Genomic DNA, 17,603 nt, shown 5'->3' with positions numbered 1-17,603 from the left:
TGGTTGGCGCCGACGAAGTGGCCGTAGCCGCGCAGCACGGTCACCTTGCGCATCTTGGCCATCTGCGCCAGCCCGCCGGTCAGCTTGCCGATGACCTTTTCCTTGTGGCCGCGCAGGGTGTCGATGTGGACCTGCGGCGCGCCGAAGTCGATGCCGGCGCTCTTCAGGTGGCTCGCCTCGTCCATCACCGCGGCCACGTGCAGCAGCGCCTTGGAGGGAATGCAGCCCACGTTCAGGCACACGCCGCCCAGGGTGGCGTAGCGCTCGACCAGCACCACGTTCAGGCCCAGGTCGGCCGCGCGGAAGGCGGCGCTGTAACCGCCGGGGCCGCCGCCCAGCACCAGCACATCGCACTCCACGTCGGCACTGCCGCCGAAGCTGGCCGCTTCTGTTTTAGGAGCTGCTGGCGCTTGAACAGCGGGCGCTGGAGCCGGTTTTGACTCAGATGGCGGCGCGCTGGGCGTGCTCGCCGCGGCAGGGGCCGCAGCCGGCGCCGCCGCACCCTGCGCCACTTCCAGCGTCAGCAGCACGGAGCCCTCGGCCACCTTGTCGCCCAGCTTGACCTTGAGCTCCTTGACCACGCCGGCGTGGCTGCTGGGAATCTCCATGGAGGCCTTGTCGGACTCCACGGTGACCAGGCTCTGCTCAGCCCGGATGGTGTCGCCCGGCTGCACCAGCACTTCGATCACGCCCACCTCGGCGAAGTCGCCGATATCGGGCACCTTGATGTCGATGATTGCCATATGTTGTGCTCCGTCCTTACAGCAGGATGCGGCGGTAGTCCGCCAACACCTGGCCCAGGTAGGCGTTGAAGCGCGCGGCAGAGGCGCCGTCGATCACGCGGTGGTCGTACGACAGGCTCAGCGGCAGCATGAGGCGCGGCACGAACTGCTGGCCGTCCCACACGGGCTTCATCTGGCTCTTGGACAGGCCGAGGATGGCCACCTCGGGCGCATTGATGATGGGGGTGAAATGCGTGCCCCCAATGCCACCCAGCGAGCTGATCGACATGCTGCCGCCCTGCATGTCGGCCGCACCCAGCTTGCCGTCGCGGGCCTTCTTGGCCAGCTCGGCCATCTCGGCGCTGATTTGCAGGATGCCCTTCTTGTCGGCATCTTTCAGCACGGGCACCACCAGGCCGTTGGGCGTGTCGGCCGCAAAGCCGATGTGGAAGTACTGCTTGTAGACCAGGGCGTCGCCGTCCAGGCTGGCGTTGAACTCGGGGAACTTCTTCAGCGCCGCGACCACGGCCTTGATGACGAAGGCCAGCATGGTGACCTTGACGCCGCTCTTCTCGTTCTCCTTGTTGGTGGAGACGCGGAAGGCTTCCAGCTCGGTGATGTCGGCCTCGTCGTTGTTGGTGACGTGGGGAATCATCACCCAGTTACGCGACAGGTTGGCGCCGCTGATCTTCTTGATGCGCGACAGCTCCTTGCGCTCGACGGGGCCGAACTTGGCAAAGTCCACCTTGGGCCACGGCAGCAGGTCCAGGCCCACCCCTGAGCCACCCGCAGCGGGCGCCTTGCTGCCCTGTGCCTGGGTCTGCAGCGCACCGCTCATCACCTGGCGCGTGAAGGCCGCCACGTCCTCCTGCGTGATGCGGCCCTTGATGCCCGTGCCCTTGACCTCCGCCAGCGGCACACCCAGTTCGCGGGCGAACTTGCGCACCGAGGGGCTGGCGTGCGGCAAGCCCGGCGTGGGCGTCGAGGGCTGGTGGGCCGGCACGGGCGCCGTTGCCGTTGCCGCAGCCGGTGCGGGCGCGGAGGCCTGAGCCGCCACGGGCGCGGGAGCGGCCGGAGCGGAAGCGGAAGCGGCCGCTGGTGTAGAAGCCTGCGCCGGAGCGACCGCCGGTGCAGGGGCGGCACCTTCAAGCACCGCCACGAGGTCGCCCACGTTGATCTTGTCGCCGATCTTGACCTTGAGCTCCTTGAGAACGCCGGCGGCGGGCGAAGGGATCTCCATCGAGGCCTTGTCGGACTCCACGGTGAACAGCGACTGCTCCACCTTGACCGCATCGCCGGGCCGGACCAGCAATTCGATCACGGCGACGTCCTTGAAGTCACCGATGTCGGGCACACGCACCTCAACCGCGCCACCACCCGCAGCAGGGGCGGCGGGTGCGGCAGGCGCGACCGGCGCTTGCGTTTCGATAGCTGCCGGCGCTTGTGCGGCGGGCGCTGGAGCCGGTTTTTCATCAGAAGCAGCCGCTTCGCCCGCGGCCTCCAGCACGGCGATCACGCTGCCTTGCTTGACCTTGTCGCCCAGCTGGACCTTGAGTTCCTTGACCACACCCGCGTGGCTCGACGGGATTTCCATCGAGGCCTTGTCGGACTCCACGGTGATCAGCGACTGCTCGGCCTTCACCGTGTCGCCCACTTTGACCAGCAGCTCGATCACGCCGACCTCGTCGAAGTCGCCGATGTCGGGAACCTGGATGTTTACCAATGCCATTGTCTTGTCTCCCGGGCCATCAGGCGTGCAAGGGGTTGATCTTCTCGGTCTGGAGGCCGTACTTGGCAATCGCCTCGGCCACCTTCGCCTTGGGCAGCTTGCCCTCGTCGGCCAGTGCGCTCAGCGCGGCCACGGTGATGTAGTGGCGGTTGACCTCGAAGTGCTCGCGCAGGCGGTAGCGGAAGTCGCTGCGGCCAAAGCCGTCGGTACCCAGCACGGTGTAGGAGCGCCCTGCGGGGATGAAGGCGCGGATCTGCTCGGCGTAGTTCTTCATGTAGTCGGTGGACGCCACCACGGGGCCCGGGCGGCCGCCCAGCTGCTGCGCCACGAAGGACACGCGCGGTGTCTCCAGCGGATGCAGCAGGTTCCAGCGCGCCACGTCCTGGCCCTCGCGGGTCAGCTCGTTGAAGCTGGTGCAGCTCCACACGTCGGCCTGCACGCCCCAGTCGGCGGCGAGCAGCTTCTGCGCCTCGATCGACTCGCGCAGGATCGAGCCCGAACCCAGCAGCTGCACGCGCTTGTCGCCGTCCGCGCCGGCCTTGCACAGGTACATGCCCTTGATGATCTGCTCTTCCGTGCCCGGCTGCAGGCCCGGCATGGCGTAGTTCTCGTTGAGCAGCGTGATGTAGTAGTAGACGTTTTCCTGCTTCTCCACCATGCGCTTCAGGCCGTCCTGCATGATGACCGCCACCTCGTGCGCGAAGGTCGGGTCGTAGCTCACGCAGTTGGGAATGGTGTTGGCCAGGATGTGGCTGTGGCCGTCCTCGTGCTGCAGGCCTTCGCCGTTGAGCGTGGTGCGGCCCGACGTGCCCCCCAGGATGAAGCCGCGCGCCTGCATGTCGCCCGCGGCCCAGGCGAAGTCGCCAAAGCGCTGGAAGCCGAACATCGAGTAGTACACGTAGAACGGGATCATGATGCGATTGTTCGTCGAATACGACGTCGCCGCAGCGATCCACGAGCACATGCCGCCCGCCTCGTTGATGCCCTCCTGAAGAATCTGACCGGCCTTGTCTTCCTTGTAGTACATCACCTGGTCGCGGTCGACCGGGGTGTAGAGCTGGCCCTCGGGGTTGTAGATGCCAATCTGGCGGAACAACCCCTCCATGCCGAAGGTACGCGCCTCATCCACCAGGATGGGCACCACGCGCGGACCCAGGGCCTTGTCGCGCAGCAGCTGCGTGAGAAAGCGCACGTAGGCCTGGGTGGTGGAGATCTCGCGGCCCTCGGCGGTGGGCTCCAGCACGGCCTTGAACGTCTCCAGCGCCGGCACGGTGAAACTCTCGTCGGCGTGCGTGCGACGCTGCGGCAGGTAGCCGCCCAGGGCCTTGCGACGCTCGTGCAGGTACTTCATTTCCGGCGTGTCGTCGGCCGGCTTGTAGTAGGGCAGCTTGTCCAGCTCGCTGTCGGGGATCGGGATGTTGAAGCGGTCGCGGATGTACTTGATGTCCTCGTCCGACAGCTTCTTGGTCTGGTGCACGGTGTTCTTGCCCTCACCGGCCTTGCCCATGCCGTAACCCTTGACGGTCTTGACCAGCAACACCGTGGGCTGGCCCTGGTGTTCATTGGCCGCATGGAAGGCGGCGTACACCTTCTCGGGGTCGTGGCCGCCGCGGCGCAGTTCCCAGATCTCGTCGTCGCTCATGTGCTCCACGAGCTTGGCCGTCTCGGGGTACCTGCCGAAGAAATGCTTGCGGATATACGCGCCGTCCATGGCGCGGTAGGTCTGGTAGTCGCCGTCCAGCGTCTCCATCATCAGCTGCTTGAGCTTGCCGCTCTTGTCGCGTGCCAGCAGCTCGTCCCAGCCCTTGCCCCACAGCAGCTTGATGACATGCCAGCCCGCACCGCGGAAGCCGCCTTCCAACTCTTGAATGATCTTGCCGTTGCCGCGCACCGGGCCGTCCAGGCGCTGCAGGTTGCAGTTGATAACGAAGATCAGGTTGTCCAGGTTTTCACGCGCGGCCAGGCTGAGCGCGCCCTTGCTCTCGGGCTCATCCATCTCGCCGTCGCCCAGGAAGATCCATACCTTGCGGTTCTCGGTGTTGGCGATACCGCGGGCATGCAGGTACTTGAGAAAGCGCGCCTGGTAGATGGCCATCATCGGCCCCAGGCCCATGGACACCGTGGGGAACTGCCAGAAGCCCGGCATCAGCTTGGGGTGCGGGTAGCTCGACAAGCCCTTGCCGCCGGTCTCCTGGCGGAAGTTTTCCAGCTGGTCTTCGGTGATGCGGCCTTCGAGGTAGGCGCGGGCATAGATGCCGGGCGCGCTGTGGCCCTGGAAGTAGATGCAGTCGCCGCCGTGGCCTTCGCTCTCGGCATGCCAGAAGTGGTTGAAGCCCGCGCCCCACATGGAGGCCAGCGAAGCGAAGGAGCCGATGTGGCCGCCCAGGTCGCCGCCGTCATGCGGATGCAGGCGGTTGGCGCGCACCACCATGGCCATGGCATTCCAGCGCATGTAGGCGCGCAGGCGCTTCTCGATGGCGATATTGCCGGGGCAGCGGGCCTCCTGGTCCGGCTCGATGGTGTTCACGTATCCCGTATTGGCGGAGAACGGCAGGTCAATACTGCTCTGGCGCGCCTGCTCCAGCAATTGCTCCAGCAGGAAGTGGGCACGCTCCGGCCCCTCCTTGTCGATCACTGCCGACAGCGCGTCCAGCCATTCGCGGGTTTCCTGTTGGTCGATGTCGGTAGCGGTCAGGACTTTGGTCGGATCAGACATACCTGTCTCCTTGATTCAGTGGCAATAACGGTAATACGGGCGCGAGTTTCGCACAAATTTTCATCATTTCAAATGACGCTTTTTCATCTCTTAATATGAAAAATTGCTGCAATTGCACATTATTTCTTCAGATGAAATCACCCCCGCGAAGCCTTTAAACTCCGCGCCCATGGAGTCTCCTGTCGCGCCCTCTTCCACCGTGTCTGCCGTTAAAACCCCGGCGCGCTGGTGGCGTGCCTGGTGGCGCAGCCTCTCGCCCACGCGCCAGGACCGGTTCGCGGCGCTGGCGCCCGTGGCATCGGTGCTGATGTTCCTCGCTGCCATCGTGGCCTCGTTCTGGTATTTGCGCACGGAAGAGGTGGAACGCGAGAAGGAAGCCCTCAGGCGCGACGTGGAATACGCCCAGCAGCGCGTGCGTTTGCGCTTGCTGGAGCGGCAAGAGCAGATCATGCGCATCGCGCGCGATCTGTCCAACCAGGATGTGGAGCGCGCGGACTTCGGCAGCCGCGCCGAGCCGCTCATCAGCCAATACCCCGAGCTGCAGGCCATCACCTGGATCGACGAGCGCCGGCGCATCCGCGCCAGCCACGCCGCGCCCGCCGTGACCAGCAGCCAGCTGCGCGTGGGCGGGGAGGTGCTCAAGCCCGGCGAGACCTCCAACCTCTTCAACGCCGTCCGCGACCTGCAGCAGCCGCTGTATTCGCAACCCACGGCCACCGAGGGCGAGAGCGCTCCCCTGCTGCAACTGCAGGTGCCCCTGTCGCCCCAGGGCAAGTTCGGCGGCGTGGTGCTGGCGGAATATTCCATCGACAGCCTGCTGCGCTATGGCACTCCCACGGAGGTGCTGGCGCGCTACGCCGTCACGTTGCTGGACGGCAATGGCCGCACCTTGGCGGGCACGCCCCTGCCCCCGCGCACCAATGCGCTGCTGCCCTGGACCACCAAGGCCAACCAGTACGAGATCCCGGTCTCCCCGGTGGGCAACGGCCTCGTGATGCGGGCGCAGGCGTACCGTACGTCGCTGGGCGTGGTGGGCAGCGGGCTGTTCTGGCTCGTGGGCACGCTCAGCGTGATGACGGCATGGATGCTCATCGCCACCTGGCGGCACACGCGCAGGCGGCTGCAGGCCCAGGAAGCACTGGTGGCAGAAACCAACTTCCGCCGGGCGATGGAGAACTCCATCCTCACCGGCATGCGCGCGCTGGACCTGGAGGGCCGCATCACCTATGTGAACGCCGCGTTCTGCCAGATGACAGGCTGGACCGAGGCCGAGCTGGTCGGGCAGACCCCGCCCTACAGCTACTGGCCCGAGGGCGAATATGAGTCGCTGCACGCCAATCTGCGCGACGAACTCTCGGGCAAGACCGTGCCCGGTGGATTCCAGGTACGCGTGCGGCGCAAGAGCGGCACGCTGTTCGATGCGCGCCTGTACGTCTCGCCGCTGATCGACGCACGCGGTCACCAAACGGGCTGGATGACCTCGATGACGGACATCACCGAGCCCAACCGCGTGCGCGAGCAACTCACCGCCTCGCATGAGCGCTTCACCATCGTGCTGGAGGCGCTGGACGCCTCCGTCTCCGTGGCGCCGCTGGGGAGCGAGGAGCTGCTGTTTGCCAACCGCCTGTACCGCCAATGGTTCGGCTCGCAGACCAGCGGCCACCTGCAACTGGTGGCGCAGGCGGGCGTGCTGCCCACCTCCTACAGTTCCGGCGGCATGGACGACGAAGATGGCCTGATGGGCCTGCCCACCGACTCGCTGACCAGCGCCCGTTCGGAGAACGCCGAGATCTACCTGCCCGATCTGGGCAAGTGGCTGGAGGTGCGCTCGCGCTACCTGAACTGGGTGGACGGCCGGTTGGCGCAAATGGTCATTGCCACCGACATCACGCCGCGCCGCCAGGCCGAGGAGCAGGCCGCGCGCCAGGCCGAACGCGCCCAGTCGGTCAGCCGCCTCATCACCATGGGCGAGATGGCCTCCAGCGTGGCCCACGAACTCAACCAGCCGCTCACCGCCATCAGCAACTATTGCAGCGGCATGGTCTCGCGCATCCAAGGCGGCCAGATCAGCGAGGAGGCACTGCTCACGGCGCTGCAAAAGACCGCCCACCAGGCGCAGCGCGCCGGCCAGATCATCCAGCGCATCCGCGCCTTCGTGAAAAAAAGCGAACCCAACCGCACGCTGGCCGACGTGCACGAGATGGTGAGCGAAGCGGTGGAACTGGCCGACATCGAGCTGCGGCGCCACAACGTGCACCTGACGCACTACGTCGCCGCCCGCCTGCCCCAGGTGATGGCCGACACGATCCTGATCGAGCAGGTGCTTATCAACCTGATGAAGAACGGCGCCGAGTCCATCGCCCAGGCCCACCGCCCCCCATCCGGGCGCAGCGTGGAGCTGCGCGTGGTGCCGCGCCATGTGGATGGCCGCGGGGTGATCGAGTTTTCGGTGCAGGACACGGGCAAGGGCCTGGCCCCGGAAGTGCTGGCGCACCTGTTCGAGGCATTCTTCTCCACCAAGAGCGAAGGCATGGGCATGGGCCTGAACCTGTGCCGCAGCATCGTCGAGTCGCACCAGGGCCGGATGCACGCGGAGAACCTCTACAATGGATCGGAGGTCACCGGCTGCCGGTTCTCCTTCTGGCTTCCGCTCGCCACTGCTGCGGATGCCACTATCAATTCCGCAGCAACGTCAACCCCAAGGACTATTGCATGAGTTTGATTCCGAAAAAAGGCACCGTCTATGTCGTCGACGACGACGAAGCCGTCCGCGACTCGCTCCAGTGGCTGCTGGAGGGCAAGGACTACCGTGTACGCTGCTTTGATTCGGCGGAATCATTCCTCGCACGCTATGACCCGCGCGAAGTCGCCTGCCTGATCGTGGACATCCGCATGGGCGGCATGACGGGCCTGGAGCTGCAGGACCGCCTGGTCGAACGCAAGTCGCCCCTGCCCATCGTCTTCATCACCGGCCACGGCGACGTGCCCATGGCCGTGAACACCATGAAGAAGGGCGCGCTGGACTTCATCCAGAAACCCTTCAACGAAGAAGAGTTGCTGGGCCTGGTTGAGCGCATGCTGGACCATGCACGCGAAGCCTTTGCCGACTACCAGCAGGCCGCCAGCCGCGACGCGCTGCTGTCCAAACTCACCAGCCGCGAGGCGCAGGTGCTGGAACGCATCGTTGCCGGCCGCCTGAACAAGCAGATCGCCGACGACCTGGGCATCAGCATCAAGACGGTGGAGGCGCACCGCGCCAACATCATGGAAAAGCTCAACGCCAACACCGTGGCCGACCTACTCAAGATTGCCCTGGGGCCAGGTAGCGCCAAGGCCTAATTGCTCCGTTTTTGATAGCTGCCTGCGCATACCAGACAAGCGCCAGGCAGCTTTTTCATTTGTATCGTGGATTCATCAATGACAGCCCAACTGATCGACGGCAACGCCCTCTCCCGCCAACTGCGCACTGAAGTCGCCGCGCGCACGGCCGCGCTGAAAGACCGCGGCATCACCCCTGGCCTCGCAGTGGTGCTGGTGGGCGACAACCCTGCCAGCCAGGTCTACGTGCGCAACAAGGTCAAGGCTTGCGAGGACGTGGGCTTTCACTCGGTGCTGGAAAAGTACGACGCCAGCATGACCGAAGAACAGCTGCTGGCGCGCGTGCAGGCGCTGAACAACGACCCCAGCATCCACGGCATCCTGGTGCAACTGCCGCTGCCCAAGCACATCGACGACCACAAGGTCATCGAAGCGATCTCGCCCCTCAAGGATGTGGACGGCTTTCACGTCGCCAGCGCCGGGGCACTGATGGTGGGCGAGGTGGGCTTCAAGGCCTGCACGCCTTACGGCTGCATGAAGATGCTCGAATCCATCGGTATGAAGGATCTGCGCGGCAAGCACGCCGTGGTCATCGGTCGCTCCAACATCGTGGGAAAACCCATGGCCATGATGCTGCTGGCAGCCAACGCCACCGTCACGGTCTGCCATAGCGGCACGGCGGATCTTGCCGCCATGACGCGCCAGGCCGATGTGGTGGTGGCTGCCGTGGGCAAGCGCAACGTGCTCACGGCCGACATGGTCAAACCCGGCGCCGTGGTGATCGACGTGGGCATGAACCGCAATGACGAAGGCAAGCTCTGCGGCGACGTGGACTTCGAGGGCGTCAAGCAGGTGGCGGGCTACATCACGCCAGTGCCCGGCGGCGTGGGCCCGATGACAATTACCATGCTCCTGGTGAACACCCTGGAAGCGGCTGAGCGCCTCTGACGCGAGGCACCCCTGACCCGAGTGCCGGTGGGCGCGCGTTTGCGCCAACGGCTTGAACCCACTCACGGCAACGCCATCTAAGCCAGCATGAGCAATCCCCTCCTCGACTTCTCGGGCCACATTCCCTTCGACCGCATCACCCCCGCCGACGTAGCCCCTGCGGTGGATGTGCTGCTGCAACGCGCAGACGGCGCACTGGAAACCGTCACCCAGCCGGACTTCCCGGCCCGCTGGGATGCGATTGCGCAGGTACTGGATGTCGCCACCGAGGAACTGGGCCGCGCATGGGGCGCCGTCAGCCACCTCAACAGCGTGGCGGACACGCCCGAGCTGCGCGCCGCCTACAACGAGGCGCTGCCCAAGGTCACCGAGTTCTGGACCCGCCTGGGCGCCGACGAGCGCCTGTACGCCAAATACAAGGCGATCGACCCCGCCACGCTCAACCCGGAACAGCGGCAGGCGCACAGCAATGCGATCCGCAACTTCGTGCTGTCGGGCGCCGAGCTGCAGGGCGCAGCCAAGGAGCGCTTTGCCGCCATCCAGGAACGCCAGGCCGAGTTGCAGCAAAAGTTCAGCGAGAACGCGCTGGACGCCACCGACGCCTACGCCTACTACGCCACGGCCGAGGAGCTGGACGGCGTGCCGGCCGACGTGCAGAACGCCGCCCGCGCCGCGGCCCAGGCCGAGGGCAAGGACGGTTACAAGCTCACGCTGAAGATGCCGTGCTACCTGCCGGTGATGCAGTTCGCCACCAGCAGTGCCCTGCGCGAGAAGCTCTACCACGCCTACGTCACACGCGCATCGGACCAGGCCAGCGGCGACGCCGCGCGTTTCGACAACACCGCCGTGATGGCCGAGATCCTCGCGCTGCGCAAGGAAGAGGCGCAGCTACTGGGCTATGGCAACTTCGGCCAGGTGTCGCTGGTGCCCAAGATGGCGCAATCGCCCGAACAAGTCATCCACTTCCTGCGGGACCTGGCGCACCGCGCCCGGCCCTTTGCGGAGAAGGACGTAGCCGACCTGCGCGCCTTTGCCGCTGAGCATTTGGGCCTGGCCAACCCCCAGTCTTGGGACTGGCCCTACATCTCCGAGAAACTCAAGGAAGCGCGCTACGCCTTTAGTGAGCAGGAGGTCAAGCAGTACTTCACGGCGCCCAAGGTGCTGGCCGGGCTGTTCAAGATCGTCGAGACGCTGTTCGAGGTGGCCATCCGCCGCGACGTCGCGCCCGTATGGAACAGCGCCGTGGAGTTCTACCGCATCGAGCGCGGCGGCGAGCTGGTGGGTCAGTTCTACCTGGACCAGCCTGCCCGCCAGGGCAAGCGCGGCGGGGCCTGGATGGACGATGCGCGCGCCCGCTGGCTGCGCCCGGACACGGGCCTGCTGCAGACACCGGTGGCGCATCTGGTGTGCAACTTCGCCGATGGGGTGGACGGGCGCCCACCCCTGCTCACGCACGACGACGTGATCACCCTGTTCCATGAATTCGGCCATGGCCTGCACCACATGCTCACCCAGGTGAACGAGCGCGACGTGTCAGGCATCAGCGGCGTGGAATGGGACGCCGTGGAACTGCCCAGCCAGTTCATGGAGAACTTCTGCTGGGAATGGGAAGTGTTGCGCCACATGACCGCCCATGTGGACACGGGCGAGCCGCTGCCGCGCCCGCTGTACGACAAGATGATCGCGGCCAAGAACTTCCAGGCCGGCATGGCCACGCTGCGCCAAATCGAGTTCGCGTTGTTCGACATGCTGCTGCACACCGAGCACGACCCCCAAGGCGACGTGCTGGCGCTGCTGGACCGCGTGCGCGACGAAGTGGCCGTGCTCAAACCTCCCGCCTTCAGCCGCTCGGCCCACACGTTCAGCCATATCTTCGCGGGCGGCTACGCGGCGGGGTATTACAGCTACAAGTGGGCCGAGGTACTCAGCGCCGACGCGTATGCCGCGTTCGAGGAAACTGCCGGCGCGGGCGGGGAGCCCAGCGCGGAGACCGGCCGGCGCTACCGCCAGGCCATCCTGGAAGCGGGCGGCAGCCGCCCCGCCATGGACTCCTTCAAGGCCTTCCGCGGGCGCGAACCCACACTGGACGCGCTGCTGCGCCACCAGGGCATGGCAGCATAAAAGTGAGCGGTTCGCGCTTGTCTGCCGGGCGTTTGCGCCTGCTTTCTACTTCAAAATGGCTTGCAGCAAGCGCGATCAGCTATTATTTTTAAGAAACCAAGAGGAGAGGAACCCATGTCCATCATTCGCAACGCTGCCGTGTTGGCCACCACATGCGCCACGGCCGCCCTGCTGTCCACGGCCGCGCTGGCCCAGCAGGTGTACCGCATCGTCGGGCCGGATGGCAAGGTGACCTTCTCCGACCGCGCTCCTGCCGCAAACGCCGAGGGCACAGCGGTCGGCGCCGGACCACGCAGCGGCGGCAGCGGCGCCGAGGCCCTGCCCTACGCTCTGCGCCAGGTGGCCACGCGCTTTCCCGTGACGCTGTACACCAGCAGCGACTGTGTGCCCTGCAACAGCGCGCGCAATCTGCTCATCAACCGTGGCATTCCTTTCACCGAGCGCACCGTCAGCACCAACGAGGACATCGACGCGCTCAAGCGCATGAGCGGTGAATCCAGCCTGCCCTTCGGCACCATTGGCGCACAGCAGCTGCGGGGCTTTTCCGACACCGAGTGGACGCAGTACCTGGACGCCGCCGGCTACCCCAAGCAGTCGCAATTGCCGCCGAACTACCGCCGCCCTGCGGCAGCCCCGCTCGTTGCGGTGCCTGCGCAGCCTGCAGCACCGGCTGCGGACAAGGCGTCCGCTGCTCCCGCACGACGCCCCTCAGCGCCACCGGCAGCGCCCACGGGGCCGTCTCCCTCCAATCCGGCCGGCATCATTTTCTAAAAGCGAGGGGATGCTCGGCGCGGCATTGCCGCGCCACTGCCGTCCACCGTCTTACAGGGACAGCGTACGCACGCCCTGTGCCGTGCCCAGCAGGCAGACGTTGGCCTTCTGCAGCGCAAACACGCCCACCGTCACCACCCCCGGCCATTGATTCACCTCGGTCTCGAACGCCAGCGGATCGCTGATGGTGAGGCCGCGCACATCCAGTATGTGTTGGCCGTTGTCGGTCACGAGCGGTTGGCCATCCTTGAGACGCAGCGTCGCCTGCCCCCCCAGCGACTCGAAGCGCCGCGCGATGTACGCGGCGGCCATCGGAATGACCTCCACCGGCAGCGGGAACGCGCCCAGCACGTTCACCAGCTTGGACTCGTCCGCTATGCACACAAAGCGCCGTGCCAGCGCGGCGACGATCTTCTCGCGCGTGAGGGCCGCCCCTCCGCCCTTGACCATGTAGCCGTTGCCGTCGATCTCGTCGGCGCCATCGATGTACACCGACAGCGAGCGCACGTCGTTGGCGTCCAGCACGGGGATGCCCAGCGCCTTCAGCCGCGCCGTGCTGGCTTCGGAGCTGGAAACCGCGCCGCGGATGGTGTCCTTGATAGATGCCAGCGCGTCAATGAACTTGTTGACGGTAGAGCCGGTCCCCACGCCCAGCAGTTCGCCCGGCACCACATATTGCAGTGCAGCTTGGCCGACCAGGGTCTTGAGTTCGTCTTGGGAAAGGGATGTGGGTGCAGTCATGGGGGAAAATCCGGAAAGATCATTGAATTATCCCCATGTCTCTGCTGCCCTACGCCCTCGCCCGCTCCTTTCTCTTCGGCATGGACGCCGAAGCCGCCCACGAACTCACCATGGACATGCTGGCGCGCGGCCAGCGCACGCCGCTGCAATGGGCCTGGTGCAACGAAACCGTGAGCGACCCCATCGAACTGGCAGGCCTGCGCTTCCCCAACCGCGTGGGCCTCGCGGCGGGGCTCGACAAGAACGCCCGCTGTATCGACGCGCTGGCCGCCATGGGCTTCGGCTTCGTGGAGGTTGGCACCGTCACGCCCCGTGCGCAGCCCGGCAACCCCAAGCCGCGCATGTTCCGCCTGCCCGAGGCGCGTGCGCTCATCAATCGCCTGGGCTTCAACAATGAAGGGCTGGATGCCTTCGTGGCCAACGTGCAGCGCTCGCAGGTCCGCACACAGGGCCGCGGCCAGAGCAAACTGCTGCTGGGTCTGAACATCGGCAAGAACGCCACCACGCCCATCGAAGACGCCATGCGCGACTACCTCACCTGCCTGGAGGGCGTGTACCCGCATGCCGACTACGTTACGGTGAATATCAGTTCGCCCAACACGCAGAACCTGCGCGCTCTGCAGAGCGATGCGGCGCTTGACGGCCTGCTGGGCGCCATTGCCGAGCACCGCGAACAGCTCGCCGCCGCCCAGGGCCGCCGCGTGCCCATCTTCGTGAAAATTGCGCCGGATTTGGACGAGGCCCAAGTGGCCGTGATTGCCACCACACTTCAGCGCCACGGCATGGATGGCGTGGTTGCCACCAACACCACCATCCGCCGGGACGCCGTGCAGGGCCTGCGCCATGCCGGCGAGACTGGAGGCCTGAGCGGTGCACCCGTGCTGGAAGCCAGCAACGCCGTGATCCGCCAGTTGCGTGCCGCGCTGGGCCCGGCTTTCCCGATCATCGGTGTGGGCGGCATTCTGAGCGCCGAAGATGCTGTGAGCAAAATCCGCGCAGGCGCCGACGTCGTGCAGATCTACACCGGCCTGATCTATGAAGGCCCTGCCCTCGTGGGCCGTGCGGCCAAGGCGATCCGCGATCTGCGTTAAAAACGGGCCAAGAAAAAAGGCCGCGATGCGGCCTGATAGAGACTGTGGAAAAGGGCCTTAGCCGCGCCGCATGCGCATGACCAGCGGCATCACCAGGGTGGCCCAGCGCACCAGCCGTTGAGGCCCCGCCAGCACCGCAGCGCCCACCACCGCTGCCACCGCAACGGGATGCAGGCGCGCAAACGCCACCAGCCGTGCCGCCAGCGGCGCATCGGGTTCCACCCGAACTTCCGCGCCTGCGGCCACGGCGCGCGCCTGGCGCAGGGCCGCGCGCCGAGCACGCAGCCGCTCGCGCTGCACCAGAATGCGGTCCAGCACCTTCTGCTGCTGCGGGGTGGGCACGCGCGTCGGCTGCCCAGAGTCCAGGGAAGAGGGGCTCATAACTGCTCCTTGATGGTGCGCCAGTCCTGCTGCAACTCCCGCCGCGTAAGGGCAAAGGCATTACCCGCCTGTCGGCCGATGGACACCAGGACCACCGCCACTGCCACCCAGGCCAGCAACCAGCCGCCTGCCAGCAACCATGCCACCAGCACGCGCTGCGGTGAATCCCAGAACTGGACCAGCACAGCCAGTGACAACAGCAGCAGGGCGATCACGGCCACGCACCCAAAGAGAACCAGCAGCACCACCAGCTGGGCCATGCGGCGCTTCTGGTCGGCCCATTCGAGCCGTGCGAGTTCGATACGGTCTTCCGCCGCGATCACGCCTTCGATGATGGCGGCCCGCCAGCGTGCAACCCAGCCTTCCAGGCCGAGCAGGGACAACCAGTTCATGCAAGCCCCTCCCAGGCGCTGGAGCGCGCCGCAGCGTTGACGATTCGCCCTGCCATTGCGCTACCGGTCAGCGGCGGGCCAGCATGAAGCCCACCAGCGCCCCTACGGCCAGCGCAGCGCCGGCAACGCGCCAGGGCTCATCGTGGGCATAACGGTCGGCGGCGCGCGCGGCATCTTTGGCCTGCAGGGCTGCCTCCTGAGCGGCACGCACGGCGGAATCGCGCACCGAATGGATGCCGTCATCCAGACGCTGGCGCAGTTGCTTGATCTCGGGAATACCGTCCAGATCCTTGCTGGCCAGCAGACCGCGCAGGTCGCCTACCAGCTTTTCGAGTTCTGCCTGGGTGGAGGAAATGGTTTCGGATACGGTGGTCATACGGGAGCCTTTCATAGCAGGAAACAATGGTAATACGCCGTACATGGCAAACCATGTAGGCGGGTATCTCATCTTAGCCCAGTGCTCGCGCCGCAGGGCATGGCGGCTATCACAAAATGACCGCGTTGCATCAAGACACGGCGTCTAGGTGCAGCAGACCGGCCACGTGCGCACCGATTGCCAACGCGCTGGTCAGCCCAGGTGATTCGATGCCAAACAGGTTGACCAGCCCCGAGACTCCGTGATCGCGCGGCCCCTGGATCAGGAAGTCCGCCGCAGGCTCATGGGGGCCGTGGATCTTCGGGCGTATGCCGGCGTAGCCCGCCGCCAGTGCACCGTCGCGCAGGCCAGGCCAGTACTTGCGCACCTCGGCGTAAAAGGCCTCGGAGCGGCTCGCATCCACCACCAGGTCCTCGGGGCCTTCCACCCATTGCACGTCGGGGCCGAACTTGGCCTGCCCCCCCAGGTCGAGCGTCAGGTGCACGCCCAGCCCCGCCGCCTCCGGTACGGGATAGATGAGATGGCTGAAGGGTGCCCGGCCGGACAACGTGAAATAGTTGCCTTTGGCATAGGCCGCCTGCGGTACATGCACCGCGGACAACCCCTCGAACTGGCGCGCGAGGACTGGCGCATGCAAACCGGCCGCGTTGACCACGGTGCGCGCACTGATGCACGTGCCATCCATTGCTTCCAAATGGATAGCTTGTGGCGTGCAACGGGCCTTGGCCAGAGGCGAATTCAATGCCAGAACACCACCCGCGTTCTCCAGGTCGCCCAGCAACGCCAGCATGAGGGCATGGCTGTCCACGATGCCGGTACTGGGCGAGAGCAGCGCTGCCACACATTCCAGTTCGGGCTCCAGCGCACGCGCTTCCTCCCGCGAGAGCCATTGCAGGTCATCCACGCCATTGGCCTGCGCGCGCGCCCTGATGCCCGTCAGCGCGTTCTGCTGTTCGGTCGACGTGGCGACGATGAGCTTGCCGCAGCGACTATGGGGCACGCCGCGCTCGCTGCAGTAGTCGTACAGCATGGCCTTGCCTTGTACGCACAAGCGCGCCTTGAGCGAACCCTGCGGGTAATAGATACCGGCGTGGATCACCTCGCTGTTGCGCGAACTCGTCTCGGTGCCAATGGCATTGGCCGCTTCCAGCAGCCAGACCTCGCGCCCTTGCAGCGCCAATGCGCGCGCCACCGCCAGCCCCACCACCCCCGCGCCCACCACGACGCAATCGACCGTCTCACTCATCGCTCATGCCTCCGTTGTCATGCCTGCTCGAAACCCTCGAGCACATTCACCGCATTCGTTCCCAACTCCGCCGCTGCGTAGCCGCCTTCCAGCACCAGCACAGTGGGCAGTCCCACACCACGCAGCCGCGCACCCAGCCGCAGAAAATCCGTCGTCGCCAGCCGAAAGCGCGAGATCGGATCGCCCTCATAGGTATCCAGTCCCAGCGAGACCACCAGGGCATCCGCTCCAAAAGCGGCGATGCGCGCGCAGGCCTGCTCCAGGGCCGCAAACCAAGTGGCAGCATCGGTGCCGGCCGGCAGAGGCAGGTTCAGGTTGCCGCCCGTACCGAGGCCTGCGCCGGTTTCATCGGCATGTCCCAGATAGAAGGGGTATTCGGTGCGGGGATCGCCATGGATGCTGACGAAGAGCACGTCCGCACGGTCATAGAAGATGCTCTGCGTGCCATTGCCGTGGTGGTAATCCACGTCCAACACGGCCACACGGGCTGCGCCGTGGTCGCGCAGCCATTGGGCCGCCACGGCCGCGTTGTTCAAGAAGCAGTACCCGCCCATGAAATCGGGGCCTGCATGGTGCCCCGGCGGGCGTGTGCTGCAGAACGCGGCGCGCTCGCCAGCCGCCAGGCGCGCCGCGGCACTGGCCGCCGCGTCGGCGCCTGCTTTGGCTGCCGTCCAGGTGCCCGCTGCAAGCGGCGAGCCGTTGTCCATGGAGTACAGCCCCAGCTTGGCAATGAAATTGTCGGGCTCTATATCCGAGCGCAATGTGCGTACCGGCCATACCGACGGAAACGGCTGCACACGGTCCTGCCCTTCACCCAGCGACACCCATTGCTGCCACGCCGAAGCCAGAAAAGCCAGGTAGCGCGGCGCATGGATCTTTGCCAGTACCTCCGTGCAATCCACATCCGGGGGGTGCAGTACATGACCCCGCGCAGTCAAAGCGGCTTCCACATAGGCCGCGCGCGTCGGGTTCTCGAAACAGGGTATACGCTCGCCGCGGAAAAATTCGNACCCCTGCCGTGTGAAGGCAGTGCTCTACCGCTGAGCTAATC

General features: G+C 65.9%; 14 protein-coding genes and 1 pseudogene. 6 read left to right on the top strand and 9 right to left on the bottom strand.

The genetic code is table 11. From position 1 onward, the window contains the following. From OX89_RS08920 to aceE, 3 genes are all read right to left on the bottom strand, one after another. A partial coding sequence (locus tag OX89_RS08920) for a biotin/lipoyl-containing protein (RefSeq protein ID WP_047350352.1) occupies positions 1–743 on the bottom strand: 743 nt, incomplete at its 3' end. A 16-nt stretch (positions 744–759) separates the two neighbouring features. Then, a complete protein-coding gene (gene aceF, locus OX89_RS08915; protein WP_047350351.1) occupies positions 760–2,451 on the bottom strand; it encodes a dihydrolipoyllysine-residue acetyltransferase in 1,692 nt (563 codons plus the stop codon). 19 nt (positions 2,452–2,470) lie between these two features. Further along, positions 2,471–5,167: a pyruvate dehydrogenase (acetyl-transferring), homodimeric type gene (gene aceE, locus OX89_RS08910; protein WP_047350350.1), complete on the bottom strand. Its 2,697-nt coding sequence runs from the start codon at positions 5,165–5,167 to the stop codon at positions 2,471–2,473. A gap of 169 nt (positions 5,168–5,336) precedes the next feature. On the opposite strand from aceE, the gene OX89_RS08905 reads away from it, so the two are divergent. The 5 genes from OX89_RS08905 (at position 5,337) to OX89_RS08885 (ending at position 12,325) form a co-directional block, all read left to right on the top strand. Next, positions 5,337–7,883 (top strand): PAS domain S-box protein, encoded by a 2,547-nt coding sequence (locus OX89_RS08905; RefSeq protein WP_047350349.1) that lies wholly within the window; start codon positions 5,337–5,339, stop codon positions 7,881–7,883. Further along, complete coding sequence (locus OX89_RS08900) at positions 7,880–8,506, top strand: response regulator transcription factor (protein ID WP_011805358.1); 627 nt, start codon at positions 7,880–7,882, stop codon at positions 8,504–8,506. Before OX89_RS08905 ends, OX89_RS08900 begins: the two co-directional genes overlap by 4 nt. Before the next feature lie 78 nt (positions 8,507–8,584). Further along, positions 8,585–9,433: a bifunctional methylenetetrahydrofolate dehydrogenase/methenyltetrahydrofolate cyclohydrolase FolD gene (gene folD, locus OX89_RS08895; protein WP_047350348.1), complete on the top strand. Its 849-nt coding sequence runs from the start codon at positions 8,585–8,587 to the stop codon at positions 9,431–9,433. An 87-nt stretch (positions 9,434–9,520) separates the two neighbouring features. After that, on the top strand, positions 9,521–11,554 hold the full coding sequence (locus OX89_RS08890; RefSeq protein ID WP_047350347.1) for a M3 family metallopeptidase: 2,034 nt from the start codon (positions 9,521–9,523) through the stop codon (positions 11,552–11,554). A 114-nt stretch (positions 11,555–11,668) separates the two neighbouring features. Beyond that, a complete protein-coding gene (locus OX89_RS08885) occupies positions 11,669–12,325 on the top strand; it encodes a glutaredoxin family protein (protein ID WP_047350346.1) in 657 nt (218 codons plus the stop codon). Positions 12,326–12,376: 51 nt separating this feature from the next. Here the strand turns inward: OX89_RS08885 and rpiA are convergent, their stop codons facing one another. Continuing rightward, positions 12,377–13,066, bottom strand: coding sequence for a ribose-5-phosphate isomerase RpiA (gene rpiA / locus OX89_RS08880; protein ID WP_047350345.1), 690 nt, complete (start codon positions 13,064–13,066; stop codon positions 12,377–12,379). 35 nt (positions 13,067–13,101) lie between these two features. Between rpiA and OX89_RS08875 the strand changes: the two genes are divergently transcribed. Continuing rightward, a complete protein-coding gene (locus tag OX89_RS08875) occupies positions 13,102–14,157 on the top strand; it encodes a quinone-dependent dihydroorotate dehydrogenase (protein WP_047350344.1) in 1,056 nt (351 codons plus the stop codon). Between the two features lie 57 nt (positions 14,158–14,214). Here OX89_RS08875 and OX89_RS08870 read toward each other — a convergent pair whose 3' ends face one another. From OX89_RS08870 to OX89_RS08850, 5 genes and pseudogenes are all read right to left on the bottom strand, one after another. After that, positions 14,215–14,538 (bottom strand): hypothetical protein, encoded by a 324-nt coding sequence (locus OX89_RS08870; protein ID WP_047350343.1) that lies wholly within the window; start codon positions 14,536–14,538, stop codon positions 14,215–14,217. After that, positions 14,535–14,930 (bottom strand): phage holin family protein, encoded by a 396-nt coding sequence (locus OX89_RS08865; RefSeq protein ID WP_011805365.1) that lies wholly within the window; start codon positions 14,928–14,930, stop codon positions 14,535–14,537. Before OX89_RS08865 ends, OX89_RS08870 begins: the two co-directional genes overlap by 4 nt. A 67-nt stretch (positions 14,931–14,997) precedes the next feature. Next, positions 14,998–15,306, bottom strand: a complete 309-nt coding sequence (locus OX89_RS08860; protein ID WP_015913196.1) for a DUF883 domain-containing protein — start codon at positions 15,304–15,306, stop codon at positions 14,998–15,000. Positions 15,307–15,436: 130 nt separating this feature from the next. Next, on the bottom strand, positions 15,437–16,552 hold the full coding sequence (locus tag OX89_RS08855; protein ID WP_047350342.1) for an NAD(P)/FAD-dependent oxidoreductase: 1,116 nt from the start codon (positions 16,550–16,552) through the stop codon (positions 15,437–15,439). A 17-nt stretch (positions 16,553–16,569) separates the two neighbouring features. Next, positions 16,570–17,560: pseudogene (locus OX89_RS08850) on the bottom strand (histone deacetylase family protein); the annotation flags it as partial. Positions 17,561–17,603: the final 43 nt, after the last annotated feature.

This window comes from Diaphorobacter sp. J5-51 (assembly GCF_001023515.1).
GTDB classification, from domain to species: domain Bacteria; phylum Pseudomonadota; class Gammaproteobacteria; order Burkholderiales; family Burkholderiaceae_C; genus Diaphorobacter; species Diaphorobacter nitroreducens.
The sequence above is the reverse complement of the archived record's forward strand: the minus strand, read 5'-3'. Positions and strand labels throughout refer to the sequence as shown.